The sequence below is a fragment of the Rhodococcus sp. SORGH_AS_0301 genome (assembly GCF_030818285.1).
GTDB lineage: Bacteria > Actinomycetota > Actinomycetes > Mycobacteriales > Mycobacteriaceae > Rhodococcoides.
Map to the genome: position 1 here is coordinate 3656576 of NZ_JAUTAC010000002.1, position 18358 is coordinate 3674933.

At 68.6% G+C, this 18358-nt stretch carries 18 protein-coding genes and 1 pseudogene; 4 read left to right on the forward strand and 15 right to left on the reverse strand.

The window, feature by feature from the left end:
- Window positions 1–116: 116 nt before the first annotated feature.
- On the forward strand, window positions 117–1208 hold the full coding sequence (gene disA / locus QE397_RS17875) for a DNA integrity scanning diadenylate cyclase DisA (RefSeq protein WP_027506453.1): 1092 nt from the start codon (window positions 117–119) through the stop codon (window positions 1206–1208).
- 204 nt (window positions 1209–1412) lie between these two features.
- On the opposite strand, the gene QE397_RS17880 is transcribed toward disA, so the two are convergent.
- Both QE397_RS17880 and QE397_RS17885 read right to left on the reverse strand, forming a co-directional pair.
- Window positions 1413–2126 (reverse strand): hypothetical protein, encoded by a 714-nt coding sequence (locus tag QE397_RS17880; RefSeq protein ID WP_056443587.1) that lies wholly within the window; start codon window positions 2124–2126, stop codon window positions 1413–1415.
- 42 nt (window positions 2127–2168) lie between these two features.
- Window positions 2169–2861, reverse strand: coding sequence for a carbonic anhydrase (locus QE397_RS17885; protein WP_051613514.1), 693 nt, complete (start codon window positions 2859–2861; stop codon window positions 2169–2171).
- Window positions 2862–2930: 69 nt separating this feature from the next.
- Here QE397_RS17885 and QE397_RS17890 point away from each other — a divergent pair, with 69 nt between their 5' ends.
- On the forward strand, window positions 2931–3803 hold the full coding sequence (locus QE397_RS17890) for an A/G-specific adenine glycosylase (protein WP_037186305.1): 873 nt from the start codon (window positions 2931–2933) through the stop codon (window positions 3801–3803).
- Here the strand turns inward: QE397_RS17890 and QE397_RS17895 are convergent.
- Window positions 3735–4523 carry an alpha/beta fold hydrolase gene (locus QE397_RS17895; protein ID WP_307096468.1) on the reverse strand — a complete coding sequence of 263 codons (789 nt, stop codon included), beginning with the start codon at window positions 4521–4523 and terminating at the stop codon, window positions 3735–3737. The two genes, QE397_RS17890 and QE397_RS17895, sit on opposite strands and share 69 nt — an antisense overlap.
- A 36-nt stretch (window positions 4524–4559) precedes the next feature.
- Between QE397_RS17895 and QE397_RS17900 the strand changes: the two genes are divergently transcribed.
- The gene (locus QE397_RS17900) at window positions 4560–4886 is read left to right on the forward strand and encodes an antibiotic biosynthesis monooxygenase (RefSeq protein ID WP_027506456.1); all 327 of its coding nucleotides are present in this window, start codon (window positions 4560–4562) and stop codon (window positions 4884–4886) included.
- Between the two features lie 83 nt (window positions 4887–4969).
- Complete coding sequence (locus QE397_RS17905) at window positions 4970–6385, forward strand: serine hydrolase (protein ID WP_307096470.1); 1416 nt, start codon at window positions 4970–4972, stop codon at window positions 6383–6385.
- Here the strand turns inward: QE397_RS17905 and QE397_RS17910 are convergent.
- The 12 genes and pseudogenes from QE397_RS17910 to QE397_RS17965 all read right to left on the reverse strand — a co-directional run bounded on the left by QE397_RS17910 (window position 6382) and on the right by QE397_RS17965 (window position 18287).
- Window positions 6382–6819, reverse strand: a complete 438-nt coding sequence (locus QE397_RS17910; protein WP_027506457.1) for an OsmC family protein — start codon at window positions 6817–6819, stop codon at window positions 6382–6384. The genes QE397_RS17905 and QE397_RS17910 overlap by 4 nt on opposite strands.
- A 76-nt stretch (window positions 6820–6895) precedes the next feature.
- A complete protein-coding gene (locus tag QE397_RS17915) occupies window positions 6896–7648 on the reverse strand; it encodes a VOC family protein (RefSeq protein ID WP_307096472.1) in 753 nt (250 codons plus the stop codon).
- Between the two features lie 103 nt (window positions 7649–7751).
- Window positions 7752–10288: pseudogene (locus tag QE397_RS17920) on the reverse strand (ATP-dependent Clp protease ATP-binding subunit).
- Between the two features lie 388 nt (window positions 10289–10676).
- Complete coding sequence (locus QE397_RS17925) at window positions 10677–11030, reverse strand: Lsr2 family protein (RefSeq protein ID WP_222633172.1); 354 nt, start codon at window positions 11028–11030, stop codon at window positions 10677–10679.
- A gap of 111 nt (window positions 11031–11141) precedes the next feature.
- Entirely contained in the window at window positions 11142–12674 is a 1533-nt protein-coding gene (gene lysS / locus QE397_RS17930) for a lysine--tRNA ligase (protein WP_307096475.1), read from the reverse strand.
- 22 nt (window positions 12675–12696) lie between these two features.
- A complete protein-coding gene (locus QE397_RS17935; RefSeq protein ID WP_027506462.1) occupies window positions 12697–13143 on the reverse strand; it encodes a rhodanese-like domain-containing protein in 447 nt (148 codons plus the stop codon).
- Window positions 13143–13679, reverse strand: coding sequence for a cysteine dioxygenase family protein (locus QE397_RS17940; RefSeq protein ID WP_235579015.1), 537 nt, complete (start codon window positions 13677–13679; stop codon window positions 13143–13145). The genes QE397_RS17935 and QE397_RS17940 overlap by 1 nt, the downstream gene beginning before the upstream one ends.
- A 139-nt stretch (window positions 13680–13818) precedes the next feature.
- Window positions 13819–14613 (reverse strand): type III pantothenate kinase, encoded by a 795-nt coding sequence (locus QE397_RS17945; protein WP_307096476.1) that lies wholly within the window; start codon window positions 14611–14613, stop codon window positions 13819–13821.
- Window positions 14613–15053, reverse strand: coding sequence for an aspartate 1-decarboxylase (gene panD / locus QE397_RS17950; RefSeq protein ID WP_222633175.1), 441 nt, complete (start codon window positions 15051–15053; stop codon window positions 14613–14615). Before panD ends, QE397_RS17945 begins: the two co-directional genes overlap by 1 nt.
- 95 nt (window positions 15054–15148) lie before the next feature.
- Window positions 15149–16078: a pantoate--beta-alanine ligase gene (gene panC / locus QE397_RS17955; protein ID WP_307096479.1), complete on the reverse strand. Its 930-nt coding sequence runs from the start codon at window positions 16076–16078 to the stop codon at window positions 15149–15151.
- Window positions 16079–16088: 10 nt separating this feature from the next.
- On the reverse strand, window positions 16089–17015 hold the full coding sequence (locus QE397_RS17960; protein ID WP_027506467.1) for a Rossmann-like and DUF2520 domain-containing protein: 927 nt from the start codon (window positions 17013–17015) through the stop codon (window positions 16089–16091).
- A 156-nt stretch (window positions 17016–17171) separates the two neighbouring features.
- Window positions 17172–18287, reverse strand: coding sequence for a DUF6779 domain-containing protein (locus QE397_RS17965; RefSeq protein ID WP_051613517.1), 1116 nt, complete (start codon window positions 18285–18287; stop codon window positions 17172–17174).
- Window positions 18288–18358: the final 71 nt, after the last annotated feature.

The following is an 18358-nucleotide window of genomic DNA, read 5'->3' on the forward strand; positions in this document are numbered from 1 at the left end:
TCGACCCGCGGACGGAACGCCGGTGCGGTGAGTACCGGTACCCTGACTCTGCACCACCGGCAACCGGGAACGACGTGGGAGGGGGACCAGTGACCGACACCGTGACGACTCCGGACATCTCCCTCGGCTTCCCGGTACCCCACTCGTCCCTGCGTGACGCCATCGCCGACCTCGCCCCGGGCACCACGTTGCGCGACGGTCTCGAGCGCATCCTGCGTGGCCGCACCGGCGGACTGATCGTCCTCGGGTACGACGAACAGGTCGAGAGCATCTGCGACGGCGGCTTCGATCTCGATGTCGAGTTCGCCCCCACCCGGCTCCGCGAACTGTCCAAGATGGACGGCGCCGTCGTGTTGTCCACCGACGGTTCGCGCATCGTCCGCGCCAACGTGCAGCTCGTCCCCGACCACACCATCCCCACGGTCGAGTCCGGTACCCGCCACCGGGCCGCCGAGCGCACCGCGATCCACACCGGCTACCCCGTGGTGTCCGTCAGCCAGTCGATGAGCATTCTCAGCGTCTACGTCGGCGGAACCCGGCACGTCATCGAAGGTTCCGCGACCATCCTGTCCCGCGCCAACCAGGCCGTGGCCACCCTCGAGCGGTACAAGGCGCGCCTCGACGAGGTCAGCCGCCAACTGTCCGTGACGGAGATCGAGGACTCGGTGACGTTGCGCGATGCGCTCACCGTCGCGCAGCGCCTCGAGATGGTCCGGCGCGTGTCCGTCGAGATCGAACAGAACGTTCTCGAGCTCGGTATCGACGGGCGCCAGCTCGCCCTGCAGCTCGAAGAGCTGGTGGGCGACAACGACTCCGCGCGCCAACTCGTCGTCCGCGACTACCTCGCCGGCACCGACACACCCACCACCGCGGCCGTCGAACGCTCCCTCGCGGCACTCGACCGGCTCACCGACGTCGACCTGCTCGACCTCACGGTGATCGCTCGTGCCTTCGGCTATCCCGGCACCATCGAGGCGCTCGACGCACCGATGAGTCCCCGCGGGTACCGGTTGCTCACCCGCGTTCCGCGGCTGCAGTTCACGCAGATCCACCGACTGGTCGGGCACTTCGGCACCCTGCAGACACTGCTGGCCGCCACCGCAGCCGACCTGCAGTCCGTCGAGGGCATCGGTGGGCTGTGGGCCCGGCACATCAGAGAAGGCCTGTCCCGCATGGCCGAGGCCAGCATCTCGGGGCCGTTCGATTGATCGGCCGGCCTCCGGCCTTCCCGTTCGATTGATCGGCCGGCCTCCGGCCTTCCCGTTCGACTGATCGGCCGGCTCCCGGCCTTCCCGTTCGATTAGTCGGCCGGTCTTCCCGGAGGGGTTTCGTGTTCGTGCTGCGACTGCAGCACCTGCCGGAACGCGGAACTGCCGCGGGAACCGACCTCGCTGACGCGGAACGGACGTGCGCTACGTGATGTTGAACGTCTCCGGCGCGCTGCGCAGCTGGCCGAGCTGGCCGACCACGCTGTATCCGCCGGGGCCCACCGGGTTCCGCGGCGCCGCGCACCCGGGCTCGGAGGTGGTCGCGGACCACTTCACGGCGAACGGCGCCTGCTCACCGGGCTGCAGCGTGCGGATGTCGGGAGTCGTGGTGGGGAAGCAGTCGACGTTCGACCAGAGTCGCTGACCCTCCAGCGTGTAGACCAGCACCTGCTGCAGACCCGAACCCAGATCGCGCTCGCATGCCGAGGTTCCGATGTTGGTGACGACGACGGTGAACGCCGGCTCCTGCCCCGCGGGGTAGGACGGCTGATCGGGCGAGGCCTTCACGGCGAGAGACTGATCCGCGCACTGACCGGGAGCGACGGGCGCAGAGGACGTCGTGGCGGACGTGGACGTCGCCGACGACGAGGACGCGGCGTCTCCGCCTCCGCCGCCACCACCGGAACCTCCTGCCGGAGCTGAGCCTCCGGTCGCGGACGCGTCGGGGCGGTACGTCGTGGCAGCGGACGGTGCGAGCGAGGCGGACGCCGCGGTGGACTCGGAATCCTGCGACCCGCCACCGGCGAGCGACACCACCAGCCACACCACGAGTCCGATGACCACCACTGCGCCACCGATCGCGAGCGCGCGGCGTCGCCAGTAGATCTCGGGAGGCAAGGGTCCGTTCGGCTCGAGCACAGGTCAACCGTATGTGCCGACGCGGTGACCGAGCGGCACCTACTACGGCGTGTCGCTCGCCGTCGCCGACGAGGTGAGCAGATCACTCGCATCGGTGCGGTCGGTCGACCCCATCTCGACGTGTCCGATGTCGCCCAGCGCGCCCTGGAACTCCACCTTGCCCTCGGCCAGCTTGTACGTGAGGCCGACGATGGCGAGTTTTCCCGCGGCGACGCGCTTCTCGAGGATCGACGACCGATCGATCAGCAGCTTTCCGGTCTCGAGGACGTGGCGCGCCTCGACGTCGTCGGCGCGCGTGTACCCCAGCCGGTGGGCGTTGAGGACGGACGGCGTGACCCGCTCGACGATGTCGCGGATGAAGCCACCGGGGACGGTGCCCTCGTCCAGCGCGTTGATGGTCGCCTTGACGGCGCCACAGCTGTCGTGGCCAAGAATGACGATGAGGGGCGCTTCGAGGACCTCGGCGCCGAACTCCAGGGAACCCAGAACGGCCGAGTCGACGACCTGGCCGGCCGTGCGGACGACGAACATGTCGCCAAGGCCCTGGTCGAAGATGATCTCGGCTGCCACCCGGGAATCGGAGCACCCGAAGACGATCGCGGTGGGGTGTTGACCGTCGACGAGCGACGCGCGGTGATCCACCCCCTGGCTGGGATGCTCCGGGCGGCCGTCGACGAAACGGCGATTACCCTCGACGAGTGCGTTCCATGCTGAGCGGGGACTCGAATTAGGCATGGCCTCATTGTTACCGAAACATGAGTCACCCGCCGGTGGCGGCCCCGACTTCCGGGAAGGATCACAGACATGGACAGCGAGGTTCTGGTCTCGTGGTACCGACGCGAGGCCAGGGATCTGCCCTGGCGCCGTAGCGGTGTCAGCGGGTGGCAGATCCTGATGAGCGAGGTGATGCTGCAGCAGACTCCGGTGGCGCGGGTCGCTCCGATCTGGGTCGAGTGGGTACAGCGATGGCCGGTGCCGTCCGCCATGGCCGCGTCGTCGCGGGCCGACGTCCTGCGGGCCTGGGGCAAGCTCGGCTATCCCCGTCGCGCCGCACGCCTGCACGACTGCGCCGCCGTCCTCGCCGAGCACCACGGCGACGAGACGCCGTCGGATGTCGAGACGCTGCTGACCCTGCCGGGTGTCGGGGCGTACACCGCGCGCGCCGTCGCCTGCTTCGCCTACGGGCAGCGGGTCCCCGTCGTCGACACCAACGTGCGGCGGGTCGTCGCCCGTGCAGTCCACGGCCGCGCCGAGCCCGGAAACCCCAGCACCACACGAGATCTCGCAGACACCGAGGCCTTGCTGCCCGAGGACGTCGCCACCGCGGCCACTCTGTCGGCGGCACTGATGGAGCTCGGCGCCGTCATCTGCACCGCACGCAATCCCGCCTGCGCGGACTGCCCGCTCCCGTCGTGCGCGTGGGTCGAGGCCGGTCGGCCGGCGCACGACGGACCGCCGAGGAAGGTGCAGAAGTTCGCCGGAACCGATCGGCAGGTGCGCGGAAAACTGATGGACGTACTGCGCTCCACGATGGGTCCGGTGGAGAAGTCCGAGCTCGATCTGGTGTGGACGACCGATCCCGGCCAACGTGACCGTGCCCTGAACTCGCTACTGGTCGACGGGCTCGTCGAGCAGACGTCCGCCGGCGCCTTCGCGCTCGCCGGGGAGGGCTCGTAGGAACGACTCGACAGCGCGCCGGTACTCCCCCGGCCGATCGTCGTGCACCAGATGCCCGGCGCCGGCGACCACCTCGTACGTCGAGTCGTGATGCAGTGCAGCCATTCTCGCCATCTGACCCGCTGGAGTGACCGTGTGCTCCGCCTCGAGCAGCAGCGCGGGAGCACGCACTGCTCGCCACTCGTCCCAGAAGTCGCGTCGTCCCCATTCGTCCGAGATCGCCGCGAACGTGTCCACGTCTCCGTGCAGGTGCAGCCCGTCCGGCGTCCGCTCGAAGGAGTCGAGGAAGTACTGCCCCGCGACGTCACCGAAGTACGCCAGAACCGCGGCCTCGTCGGGGAACGGCTGGGGCCACGCACGGATGACGGCGGCCCACCCGTCGGAGGTGCGACCGCGGAAGTCGGGAGCCATGTCCTCGACGACGATCCCGCGCACCCGATCCGGTTCGCGCGCCGCGAGGCACCACGCGTGGAGCGCGCCCATGGAGTGACCGATCAGGATCACGGACTCGAACGGCGCCAGCGCCTCGCGCAGCTCGTCGACGAACGCCTCGGTGGTGAGGGTCGCCGGAGCAGCACGCCCGTGTCCCGCCGCCCGGACGGCGAGGACGTGGCCGTGCTCCCGCAACCAGGGCACCTGCCGCCGCCACGTGTCCGGGCCGCCCATCAGGCCGTGCAGCAGCACGAGGGGCACTCCGGAGCCGCCGTGGTCGTCCAGCATCGCTCGACCGTAACCGTCGCAGGTAGCCTCGGGTCCATGCCAGTGGTCAAGATCAACGCCATCGAGGTGCCCGAGGGCGCCGGCCCCGAACTCGAGAAGCGCTTCGCCGCCCGCGCCGGATCGGTCGACGGCTCACCCGGTTTCCTCGGTTTCCAGCTGCTCCGCCCGGTCAAGGGCGAGAGCCGCTACTTCGTCGTCACGCAGTGGGAGGACGAGGAGTCGTTCCAGGCCTGGTCGGGTGGACCGGCTCGCGAGGCCCATTCCGGTGAGCGGGCGAAGCCGGTCGCCTCGGGTGCCTCGTTGCTGGAGTTCGACGTCGTCCTGGACGTTCCGGCCCGTCGAGACGGACCGGCCGACCGGTAAACCCGGACATGGCTGTAGGTAAGGTCGGTTCTTCACGGCAGTTCGAGCCACAGCAGTTCGAGCGGGAACGAGGTCGGCGACACATGCCCACGTCACGCAGGTACGCCATTCTGGCCGCTGCCGTCACCGCGACTCTCACGCTCGCCGGATGCTCCGCAGGCGTCGATCCGCTGCTCGAGTCGGGAGCCGCGCGCGGCGACGAATCCACGACGGAACCCGCCGACACGACCGCTGCCCCGGCCGCCGGCGCGCCGATCACGGCGGTCACCGACACCGTCCTCGGTTGGATCACGACGCCGGACCCCACCACGCTCGACCCGGCCGCGATCGACTCCTTCGCGGCGCCCGAGCTGGCGCAGGCACTGGCTCAGGTCGGCGGGCTGCTCGGTCCCGTCGCGCAGATCCTGGCGAGTGGCCCACTCACCGTGGGCGAACGAACCGAGGACGGCCTCGAGTCCACCGTGCGACTGAGCACCGGCCGGAACGCGCCCGTGACGCTGCGACTGCGCGCCACCGAGGACGGCCTACTGTCCGGGATCCAGGCTCTGCCCGACACCGAGGGCGTCGACTCCTTCGCCTCGTCGGACGCTGCGCTCACCGCTCTCGGTGCCCGCACGTCCTACGTCGCCTCCCGCGTCACCGACGGCACCTGTACTCCCGTTCACAGCCTGAACGCGGACGACTCCCTGCCGCTCGCCTCTGTCGCGAAGCTGTACGTGCTCGGCGCGGTCGCGCGGGCCGTCGACAACGGGACGCTGTCGTGGGACGAGCAGTTGACCGTGACCGACGCACGCAAGTCGGCCCCGTCGGGACAGTTGCAGTTCGCTCCCGAGGGCACACCGGTGACGGTGCGCGAGGCGACCGACGCGATGATCGCGATCAGCGACAACACGGCCACCGATCTGCTGATGGATCGCATCGGACGGGACGCGGTCGAGTCCGAGGTCACCATCATGGGCGCCGCGAATCCTGCGGCGCTGACGCCCTTTCCGACGACACGCGAGTTCTTCGTGCTCGGGTGGGGACGGCCGGACCTGCGGGCGCAGTGGCGCGACGCCGACACGCAGACCCGCCGCGACATCCTGGCCGGTATCGAGAATCGCACCATCGACAGCGAACCCGTCGATCCGGTGACCGCCGACCTCGACTACCAGGGCATCGCGACGAGGCCCGGTACGCCGGACGGAGTCGAGTGGTTCGGCAGCGCGAACGACATCTGCCGCGCGTACGCGGCGTTGATCACGGGTCCGCAGAGCGACGTCGTGCGCCAGGTCCTTGCGCTGAACCCCGGCGCCGAGGTCGATCCCGCTCGCTGGCCGTACGTGGGCTACAAGAACGGCAACGCCGCGGGCGACGTGGCGGGGTCCTGGCTCTTGACCGACGCTCGGGGACAGGACTGGGTGGTGGCCACCCAACTGCAGTCCGACGAGGCGATCGGCCCCCTGGACAACGCCTACGCGTTCGCCGTCGTCCAGGGGACGTTCGAGCTGTTGCGTTAGCTCTCGAGAGCGGCGTCGAGCGTGATCTCGACGCCCGTCAGAGCCTTGCTCACCGGGCAGGTCTCCTTGGCGTTCTGCGCTGCCTTCGCGAAGCCGTCGGCGTCCAGACCGTCGACCTCACCGCGCACCGTGATCGTGATGCCGGTCAGCTTGAAGCCGACCTCGTCCGGTCCGAGCGACACCTCGGCGGTGACGTCGAGGCTCTGCGGAGTGCCACCGGCCTCGGCGATGACGGCCGAGAGCTGCATGGCGTAACAGGACGAATGCGCTGCGGCGATGAGCTCCTCGGGGCTGGTGGTGCCGCCCGCGTCGTCCGCCGCACGCTTGGGGAACGACACGTCGTACGTGCCGACCTTCGAGCTGGAGAGCTCGACCTGTCCCGAGCCTTCCTCGAGTGAACCGTTCCATGCTGTCCGTGCTGTACGAGTAGGCATCAGCCATCCTTGTCGCTGGGGAACTCTTGACTCGTTCAGAGTATCCAGCGGCTGTCGACTTCGAACCGATGCCAGGTCAGACGCTCGGGTCGACGGCGATCACCGCAAGGACGTTGCCGGACGGGTCGGTGAACCACGCGATGTCCGGGCCGTTCCCCCGCATGACACCCTTGTCGTCCTGCGGTGCCCCGTCGTATCGGACGAACTCGACACCTCGCGCTGTGAGGTCGGCGACCGTGGCGTCGATGTCACGCGTCGGGATGTTCAGCACGGTGTGCGTGGCCGGTACGTGATCCGGCTTGGGGTAGGCGAGCATGCTGGTGCGTCGGTCGATGCGAATCCAGGAAGTACCCATCTCGGACGGCAGTACGCGCATGCCCAGGACATTGCGGTAGAAGCGCGTGGTGTCCTCCATGTCTCGGACCGCGATGCCGGAGAACGGCGTCGTCGGAGCGCCCATCTGCGCTTCCATCTCGTCCCGCAGACGGACCAGCTGGATCCAGTTGCCGTCGGGATCCTTCGCGGTGGCGAACAGGTCCCCGTCGCGGCTCTCGAGGGGACTCACCCACTCGCCGCCGAGCGCGTCGATCCGACCGGCGACCGCCTCCGCGTCGTCCGGTTCCACGTTCAGGACGACGCGCGCACCCTCTCGATTCGGGCCCGTCACGTCGTCACGCTTGTCGAACATGACGAAGAAGCCGTCGAGGTCGATCACGGTGTACGGGCCCACCGACATCGGCGGCGCCTCGAACACCTCCCCGTACCACCGGGCGAGCGCTTCGGGATCGGGGCTGGACAGGAGCATCGAGTTCACGGTTGCAGTAGCCATACCGGTACAGACCGGGCGGTGCGGCCGAACTCATCGCGAGAGACACCACGAACGCAGAACGGGCGAGACCCGTGAGGGTCCCGCCCGTTGCCGTGCGTACGTACTACTCGGAGCTCTCGCCCGACTTCGCCAGGTCGACGGTCAACTCGTCGGGAAGGCTGATCGGCTTCTTCTCGCCGCGGAAGGTGAAGACTGCGTCTTCGCCCTGTCCTTCGCCGTCCCAGTTGTCGACGTCGACCAGCACGATCTGACCCGGCTCGATCTCGCCGAACAGGATCTTCTCGGACAGCTGGTCCTCGATCTCGCGCTGGATGGTGCGACGCAGCGGACGCGCACCCAACACCGGGTCGAATCCACGCTTCGCCAGGAGCGCCTTGCCCTTGTCCGTGACCTCGATGGCCATGTCCTTGTTCTTGAGCGCAACCTCCACTCGCGCCAGCATGAGATCGACCATCTGGATGATCTCGTCCTTGGTGAGCTGGTGGAAGACGACGATGTCGTCGATGCGGTTCAGGAACTCGGGGCGGAAGTGCTTCTTCAGCTCGTCGTGCACCTTGAGCTTCATGCGCTCGTAGTTGGAGCCACTGCCCTCACCCGAGGAGAAGCCCAGCCCGACGGCCTTGGAGATGTCCGACGTACCGAGGTTCGAGGTGAAGATCAGCACGGTGTTCTTGAAGTCGACCGTACGACCCTGACCGTCGGTGAGACGGCCGTCCTCGAGCACCTGCAGGAGCGTGTTGTAGATCTCCTGGTGAGCCTTCTCGATCTCGTCGAACAGCACCACGGAGAACGGCTTGCGGCGCACCTTCTCGGTGAGCTGGCCACCCTCTTCGTAGCCCACATATCCGGGGGGCGCACCGAACAGACGCGATGCGGTGAACCGGTCGTGAAACTCGCCCATGTCGATCTGGATGAGCGCGTCGTCCTCGCCGAACAGGAAGTTCGCCAGAGCCTTCGACAGCTCCGTCTTACCCACACCGGACGGGCCGGCGAAGATGAACGAGCCGGACGGACGCTTCGGGTCCTTCAGTCCTGCGCGGGTACGGCGGATGGCCTTCGAGACCGCCTTGACCGCCTCGACCTGGCCGATGATGCGCTTGTGGAGTTCGTCCTCCATGCGCAGGAGACGCGTGGTCTCCTCCTCGGTCAGCTTGAACACGGGGATGCCGGTCCAGTTGCCCAGGACCTCGGCGATCTCGTTGTCGTCGACCTCGGCGATGACGTCGAGGTCTCCGCTACGCCACTGCTTCTCGCGCTCGGCGCGCTGCGCGACGAGCTGCTTCTCCTTGTCGCGCAGGTTGGCAGCCTTCTCGAAGTCCTGCGCGCGTCGATCGCGGACTCCTTCTCCCGACGAGCATCGGCGATCTTGTCGTCGAAGTCGCGCAGGTCCGGCGGCGCCGTCATCCGACGGATGCGCATACGCGCGCCCGCCTCGTCGATGAGGTCGATCGCCTTGTCCGGCAGGAAGCGGTCGTTGATGTACCGGTCGGCCAGGGTCGCGGCCGCCACGAGTGCACTGTCGGTGATCGAGACGCGGTGATGCGCCTCGTACCGGTCGCGCAGACCCTTGAGGATCTCGATCGTGTGATCGACCGACGGTTCGCCGACCTGCACCGGCTGGAAGCGACGCTCGAGGGCCGCGTCCTTCTCGATGTACTTGCGGTACTCGTCGAGCGTGGTGGCACCGATGGTCTGGAGCTCACCACGAGCGAGCTTCGGCTTCAGGATGGAGGCCGCGTCGATCGCGCCCTCGGCAGCACCCGCGCCGACGAGCGTGTGCAGCTCGTCGATGAACAGGATGATGTCGCCGCGGGTGTTGATCTCCTTGAGCACCTTCTTCAGGCGCTCCTCGAAGTCGCCGCGGTATCGGCTGCCGGCGACGAGCGAGCCCAGGTCCAGCGTGTAGAGCTGCTTGTCCTTGAGCGTCTCGGGCACCTCGCCGTTGACGATGGCCTGCGCGAGGCCCTCGACGACGGCGGTCTTGCCGACACCGGGCTCACCGATGAGCACCGGGTTGTTCTTGGTGCGGCGGCTCAGCACCTGCATGACGCGCTCGATCTCCTTCGCGCGTCCGATGACCGGGTCGAGCTTGCCCTCGAGTGCGGCCTGCGTCAGGTTGCGGCCGAACTGGTCGAGCACCAGCGACGTGGACGGCGTACCCGCCTCGCCGCGGCTGCTGCCGGACTCGCTGGGCTCCTTGCCCTGGTATCCGGACAGGAGCTGGATGACCTGCTGGCGCACGCGGTTGAGGTCGGCGCCGAGCTTGACCAGCACCTGCGCCGCCACGCCCTCGCCCTCACGGATGAGGCCCAACAGGATGTGCTCCGTGCCGATGTAGTTGTGTCCGAGCTGCAGCGCCTCACGCAGGCTGAGCTCGAGGACCTTCTTGGCACGCGGAGTGAACGGGATGTGCCCGGACGGTGCCTGCTGGCCCTGGCCGATGATCTCCTCGACCTGGCTGCGCACACCTTCGAGGGAGATCCCGAGCGACTCCAGAGACTTCGCCGCCACGCCTTCACCCTCATGGATGAGACCCAGCAGGATGTGCTCCGTGCCGATGTAGTTGTGGTTGAGCATCCGGGCCTCTTCTTGGGCCAGGACGACGACGCGCCGTGCGCGGTCGGTGAACCTCTCGAACATCGCTCTCCCTCACACTGATGACGGGGCAGGCGTCGGACCCTCTAGTCCGAACCTCGAGCCCGACTCTCACTCTAGTTGCCGTGACCTTCGAGTGCCGCTCCGCCGGCGAAGTTCATCCGACGGCGAACGGTGGCTTCCATGCCCTCGGCGCGTCGTTCGGGACGACACCGGCACCCTGGTATGCAGTCACAACGCACTGCACCGGAGATTCGTTACCACCAGCAGCGGCGGATTCGCCGTTCCCGCCTTCGCCCGCAGCGAACGGCCTACTCCGGATCGGCACGCACGGCAATGGGTCGGCGTGATGAGACGTGACGGACATTTCGCCCATCCATTGGAGTCATTGTCATTCAATCGAATGACAATGACTCCGACAGACAGGACAGAATCACGAAGAAAGTTCCCAGGCCCGCACGATCTCGGACGATATGCGGCCCCGCGCGCTGATCTCGAAACCTTGCGTGCGCGCCCATTCCCGTATTGCAGCACTACGCGCTCGATCGGCCGCGCCGCGTGTCCGCGTGCCCCCGGACGAGCTCGCGGCCGATCCTCCCCCGGTCGTCCGCGTCGACACTCGCCGCGCGTGCTGGATCCATTGGTCCATGACTTTCCGCAGCTCATCGGCGTTCGAGTTGGACAGATCCAACTCGAACCACGTGCCGTCCAACCCGATCGACACCGTCTCGTCAGCCGGTACGTTGTCGACGTCGTCGACCAGCGTGACCGTCACCTTCTTGACCATTCGACGCATTCCCCCCTCCGAACACAGCGACACTTTTCGCCGAGCGAGGTCGATAATAGCGCGCATTACCGAGGCAATGCAGCGTACCGAGTGGAATGTTTCTATTCGCCGTCAGCCGCGGTCGGGACGTACCAATGGAAAGAGGATGGTCTCGCGAATACCCAACCCGGTGAGCGCCATCAGAAGGCGGTCGATGCCCATTCCGGTACCCGTTGTGGGGGGCATCGCGTACTCCATGGCGGTGAGGAAATCCTCGTCGAGAACCATGGCCTCGTCGTCGCCGGCCGACGCCAGCCGGGCCTGATCGACGAAGCGCTCACGCTGCACGACGGGATCGACGAGCTCCGAGTAGCCGGTGGCGAGCTCGAAGCCCCGGACGTACAGGTCCCACTTCTCCACCACACCGGGGATGCTGCGATGGGCGCGGACCAGTGGCGACGTCTCCACGGGGAAGTTGCGGACGAACGTCGGAGCGTGGAGCTGGTCCCCGCAGCTGTGCTCCCACAGCTCCTCGACCAGCTTGCCGTGTCCCCACCCCTTGTCCGTCGGCACGGCGAGACCCACCCGATCGGCCAGCGCACGCAGGTCGTCCGGGCTCGTCTCCGGTGTCACCTCGATACCGACGGCGGCCGACAACGACGGGTACATCTCGATGGTGGTCCACTCGCCCGCGAAGTCGTACGCGGAACCGTCCGCGAGGGTGACCTGGAGCGACCCGTAAACGGCCTGGACGACTTCCTGCACGAGCTCGCGCGTCATCACCGCGGAGTCGTCGTACGTGCCGTAGGCCTCGTACGTCTCGAGCATCGCGAACTCCGGGGAGTGCGTGGAGTCGATGCCCTCGTTGCGGAAGTTGCGGTTGATCTCGAAGACCCGGTCGATGCCGCCCACGACCGCCCGCTTGAGGAACAGTTCGGGAGCGATGCGGAGGAACAGGTCGATGTCGAGCGCGTTCGAGTGCGTCGTGAACGGTCGGGCCGCGGCGCCGCCGTGCAGCGTCTGGAGCATCGGGGTCTCGATCTCCAGGAATCCGCGGCGCTCGAGCCCGTCACGCAGTGCGCGCAGCGCGGCGACGCGGCGGCGGGCGTTCTCCCGCGCCTCGGGACGCACGATGAGGTCGACGTACCGCTGGCGGACGCGGGACTCCTCGTTCATCTCCTTGTGGGCGACGGGCAGGGGCCGCAGCGACTTGGACGCCATCTGCCACTCGTCCGCCATGACGCTCAGCTCGCCGCGTCGGGAGCTGATCACCTCGCCGTGCACGAAGATCATGTCGCCGAGATCGACGTCCGACTTCCACAGCGCCAGCGCGTCCTCGCCGACACCGGCGAGGGAGATCATGGCCTGGAGCTGCGTGCCGTCCCCGTCCTGCAGCGTCGCGAAGCAGAGTTTGCCGGTGTTGCGCAGGAAGATGACGCGACCGGCCACCCCCACCTGCTCGCCGGTGTGTGTGTCCGGCTCGAGCGCGGGATGCGCAGCCCGGACCTCGGCCAGCGAGTGCGTCCTCGCGACCGACACCGGATACGCCTCGCGCCCGGACTCCAGCAGCCGGGCGCGCTTCTCGCGGCGGATGCGCACCTGTTCCGGGGTGTCGTCGGTGGGAACGGCGGCGGGGTCGGTGTCTGCTCGTGGTGTCTCGGTCACGACTGCTCAGCCTATAGAGAGGTCAGTGCGCGACGAGAGTGCGCCCTTCGCGCAGGCAGTGCCGTGCGCTCCCCACGACGCCGGTGAGCCCGGCGTCGACGATGGCGCGGTACCCACCGATGACGTCGGACGCTCGCGTGAGCCCCAGTTCCTGCAGCGCCGCGGCGGCCAGCGAGGAGGTGTAGCCCTCGGAGCACAGCACGATCCACTCGACGTCGTGATCCACCGCGATGGCCAGGCGTGCGCTGCTCGTGGGGTCGCACCGCCACTCGAGGACGTTGCGCTCGACGGCCAGTGCCCCCGGCATGGTCCCCTCCAGCGCGCGCTGTGCCTGGGGGCGGATGTCGACGAGCACCGCGCCGCGGGCGACGGCATCGGCCAGCTCGGAGACGTCCGTGCGGCGGTACGTGGACCGTGCGCGCTCGAGCATATCGTCGATGCTCGATCGGGTGGTGGGTCGAGTCGTCATCACGCGTCTCCCTCGGGCAGGTCGGTCAGGACGGACCGGGTGCGGCGCAGAGCACCGCGCTCGCCGATCTCGTAGTAGGACATGGCCGTCAGCGGCGGCGAGTACGCGTGCACGCTCAGTGTCGGACCGCTCACGGTCACCGGGTCCGATGTCGGGGCCGGGGCGTGGGTGACGTCGTGGACCCACCCCAGCGGGAAGGACGCCTGATCACCCGCGTCCAGGCGGCGGTGATGCAGACCCTCACCGTTCCAACGGTATTCGCTGAGCGAGCCGCTCAGGACGGTCAGCGCGCCGAGCGATCCGGCGTGGTCGTGCAGTTCCGTGGACTTGTCCGGCACCCAGCTGATGAGCCACAGGTCGACCAGATCGTCCGAATGCAGACGGGCACACCACCGTTCACCGGCTGGGAACACTCCACCGGGCGGGAGGAGCGCATCATGGCGACCGTCGAGCACGTCCGCCGCACCTTGATCGGTGAGGCGCAGCAGATCGGCGGGACGCAGAGAGGTGGGGGCGACAGCAGAGAGCGAGAGCACGACAGGACTCCAGGGAGGTGTGATGACAGTCAGGGCAGGCGTCAGCCCCGACAACACTCCCGAGCACCCGTGCGATCAGTCACCCCGAAAGTGTGGCACACAGTTCGGCAGCGCGCCACCTCGACCGTCGTGGCCTCGATCAGCGGCGACGGGCCTGATTGCGCTCGTAGACCAGCCGCAGTCCCGCCAACGTGAGGTCCGGCTCGATGCGATCGATCGACGAGGAGTCGTCCATGACGAGCGACGCCGTGTCGCCGGTGGCCACCACGACGACGTCGTCGCCGTCGAAGCCGGGCACCTCGCGGCACACCCGGTCGACGATGCCGTCGACGAGACCGGCGAAGCCGAAGATCGCACCCGACTGCATGGCCTCGACGGTGTTCTTGCCGAGAATGCCTCTGGGCCTGACCAGTTCGACCTTGCGCAGCGCCGCGGAGCGGGACGCGAGCGCGTCCATGGAGATCTCGAGTCCGGGTGCGATCGATCCGCCCAGGAACTCCCCCTTGGCCGACACGACGTCGACACACGTGGACGTCCCGAAGTCGACGATGATGCACGGCGCGTCGTACAGGTGGTGGGCCGCGAGGCTGTTGACGATGCGGTCGGCGCCCACCTCCTTCGGATTGTCCACCAGCAGAGGCACTCCCGTGCGCACGCCGGGCTCGACAACCACGTGGGGAACGTGCGACCAGTACCGCCCCAGCATCGTCCGGATCTCGCGCAGCACCGACGGGACCGTCGAGAGCGCCGCGACACCCGTGATGGTCTCCACGTCGGGACCGAGGAGACCGCGAAAGGTCAACGCGAGCTCGTCCGCCGTCATCGACGCGTCCGTCCGCATCCGGCGTTGCCGCGTGAGCCGCGCGTGGTCACCGCTGCCGGTGAACACGCCCAACACGATGTTGGTGTTGCGGACGTCGACGGTGAGCAGCATCAGACCGAGACCGTGTCACGCGTGTCCGCGGTGAGTGTGCGCGGCGAGATCAGTCCGGAGCCGGCCGGGCTGTCCGCCGGATCGGAGCCAACCTGGACGGGGCGGTTGTCGGCGTCGACGAACACCACGTTCGGCGCGTACTCGGCGACCTCGGCCGGATCGAGGATGCCGTAAGCGATGATGATCACCAGATCACCCGGGTGCACGAGATGCGCTGCGGCGCCGTTGATCCCGACCACTCCCGAACCACGCTGCCCCGCGATGACGTAGGTCTCGAGCCGAGCACCGTTGTCGATGTCCACGATGGTCACCTGCTCACCCTCGAGCAGCGCGGCGGCGTCGAGCAGGTCCTGATCGATGGTCACCGACCCCACGTAGTGCAGATCGGCGTGGGTCACGGTGGCGCGGTGGATCTTCGAGGTCATCATCGTGCGGAGCATGGTGGGTCCTTACCTGTCTGGAGCCGGGCGGAGTTGCGGGCAGGCCGGAGGCCGGTCGGTTGGGCGGGCGGGCCGGTCGGTCGGTCGGAGTGGAGTCAGGAGTGGCCGAGATGGCGTTGTCCGGCTGCGGATTCCAGATCGCGACCCTGGAATCCGGTACCGAGAGCGACGCCCACGTTGTCGAGCAGGCGCGTGGTGCCCACGCGGGCGGCGACCAGCAACCGGCCGTCTCCCTCCTCGGGTGCGTCACGGAGATCGGCTCCGCGTACCTCGAGGTAGTCGACGTCCACCTCCGGCACCGTGTCGAGCACCGACTGCGCCGCCGCCAGAACGGCATCCGAACCACCCTCGGCAGCATGGGTGCCGGCGATCAGCGCTGCCGACAGGGCCACCGCGAGGGACCGCTGATGCTCGTCGAGGTACCGGTTGCGCGAGGACAGGGCCAGACCGTCGGACTCGCGGACGATGGGGACGCCGCGGATCTCGACGTCGATGTTCAGGTCGCGCACCATCTGGTCGATGAGGACCAGCTGCTGGTAGTCCTTCTCCCCGAAGTAGGCCGTGGTGGGTGCGACGATGCCGAGCAGCTTCGCGACCACCGTCAGCATCCCGGCGAAATGGCCGGGCCGCGAAGCGCCTTCGAGTTCGGCACCGAGCGGACCGGGGTGCACTGTCGTCCGCGGACCGTGCGGGTACATGTCCTGCACACTCGGGACGAAGGCCAGTTCCACCCCGGCTGCGCGCAGCACGTCCAGGTCGGCGTCGAGGGTGCGCGGGTACGCGTCGAGATCCTCCCCCGCCCCGAACTGCAGCGGGTTGACGAAGATCGACACCACGACGACAGCGCCGCTCCGCTTCGCCATCTCCACGAGCTGGACGTGACCGGCGTGCAACGCACCCATGGTGGGCACGAGCGCGACTCGGCGTCCCGCCGAGCGCAGGGCTCGGGTGACCGAACGGACCACATCGGGTGCGTGATGCACCGTCAGTTCACCCGGTGTGTACGCGCCGTCGAGTGCACTCACGGCTGCCTCCTCATTCGTTGTCCCGCAGGACGTTCATCACGGTGTCGTCCGCGCCGGTCCGCTCGGCCGTACGCAGTGACATCGCGCGATAGCCCGCGGCGATCCGCGGGTCGAGATCGGTCAACGCGTCGAGATGCCTGGACACCGTCGCCCCGTCGCCGCGCGCCACCGGACCGGTCAACGCGCCCTGTCCGCTGCGCAGCACGTTGTCCAACGCCGCCGACAGCAGTGGCGCCAGAACCCGCTCCGCCACACCACCGGGACGCTGTTCCACCGGCTGCTGGCCGGGAAGTTCCTCGTGGGCCAACGCGTCCCGCAGCGCGTCGAGGGCGTCGACGACCAGAGTGACCAGGTGGTTCGACCCGTGGGCGAGCGCGGCGTGGTACAGCGTGCGCGCCTCCTCGGGCACACCCACGGGCTCGCCGCCGATCTCGAGCACCAGTCCCTGCGCGATCGCGAGGCCGATCTCGTCGGCCGCCGTGATGCCGAAGCACGCGGTCGCCAGACGGTCGGTGTCCTCGGGTTTGCCGCTGAAGGTCATCGCGGGGTGCACGGCCATCGTCACCACTCCTCGGCCCGCCAGCGGCGCGAGGATGCCGACACCGTTGGCGCCGGACGTGTGCAGCACGAGAGTTCCGGGCGACACCGCATCGGTGCGCGCCAACCCGCGGACCAGCGCGTCCAGTTCCTGATCCGGCACCGCCAGGATCAGCAGTTCACTGCGCCGCGCCACGTCCGTGGCCGGCATGATCTCCGCGTCGGGGAGGCGGGTCTCGGCGCGGCGCCGGGACGCGTCGGAGACGGCGGCGCAGCCGAACACGACGTGGCCGACGCGTTCGAGCGCCTCACCCAGCGCGGTACCGACTCGGCCTGCGGACACGACACCGACGGACAGGCGCGCCGGGGCGGGGTCGGACGTGACTCGATCGGGGGACAAGAAGGGTCCTCTCGGGGATACAGTTCCAGTCCCGCTCGGCGGGTACCGGACTCATCGACGCCCACACTAGTGTCCGGCGTCGACCGACCGCCATGCGACGCCGGTCACACCCGCGGCGCAGATCTCGCTCGACGCAGCTCTCACTCGGCGCGGTGTCTACTCGGCACGGCGGCGCCGGCGACCCGATCCTGTCGACGCGTCCGCGGTGCCCATCCCCGCGAGGATGTCCGCGACGGAGCGCCCACTCGAATGTGCTCCCGACCCTGCGTCGACCGGTGCGTCGGACTCGTCGTCCGGATCCGCAGCGCGTCGTCGACCGCCCGACTGCACGGGTGCGACGGGCGCGGGTTCCGGAAGCTCGGGCTCTTCCGGCTCGGGTTCGGGCTCGACGTCCAGGGTCGGCAGCGGATCGGGTTCGGGCTGCGGCTCGGGTTCGGGAAGCGGCTCGGGCTCCGGCAGGGGTTCGGGCTGCGGCTCGGGTTCCGGCAGCGGTTCCGGCTCGGGTTCCGGCTCGGGCAGGGGTTCCGGCTCGGGGGCGACGGGAATGCTGTCGGCGCGGTGACTCGACGGGTTCCATTCGGGGGTGCGCGGCGACTGCGGTGCGGGTGCCGGATGGAAGGTGCCGTCGTGATCGAACTCGCCGCCGATGACCGACGTCTCCGCCGTGACCGGGTCGTCGAAGGGAGTGGCGAAGCCGGGCCGGGAGTAGGTCGGATCGGGGGCGAAGCTCGGCGGGCGGGTGCGCGATCCGGGAACGTACAGACCGGACGGCGCCGGCTCGTAGCCGCTGTAGGAGCGCTCGGCCAGCTCCCGCATCCGCATCGCCTCGCCGGCGATGGCAGCGCGGTCGTCCGGCAACTCGCCGTCGAACAGCATCTCGAGGCTGCGGCGCAGCGACGCGAGTTCGGCTCGGAGAGCACGCATCTCGTCTCCGTCGGCACCGATCTCGGCGCGCACCCGCGACTCGACGCCGAGCTCGTACTCGCGGCGCGCGGCAATCTCCCGCTCCAGCTGGAGCTCGTAGACGGTCTGCAGATCGCGCGCCTTCATCTGATCCACCGCGGCGTCGCGGCGGTACTTCGTCATCGCGAACGCGCCGAGAACGGCGGCCCACAGCGCTGCCACGATGCCCACGCGCAGCAGCGGAACGCTGTCGCTGAGGATCATCAGAACGCTGGCCACCACGCCCAGCAGAACCAGACCGGCGAGAGCCGTGTGGTTGCCGCCGCGTTTCGTGCGACGGTTCGCCTTGCTCCTGCCGGTGTCCGTCATGAATCCCAGGGTAACGGCTCGGGCGGCTGTCGCACTTCACCATGCACGGACGGGGTGTCCGAGGACGGCCG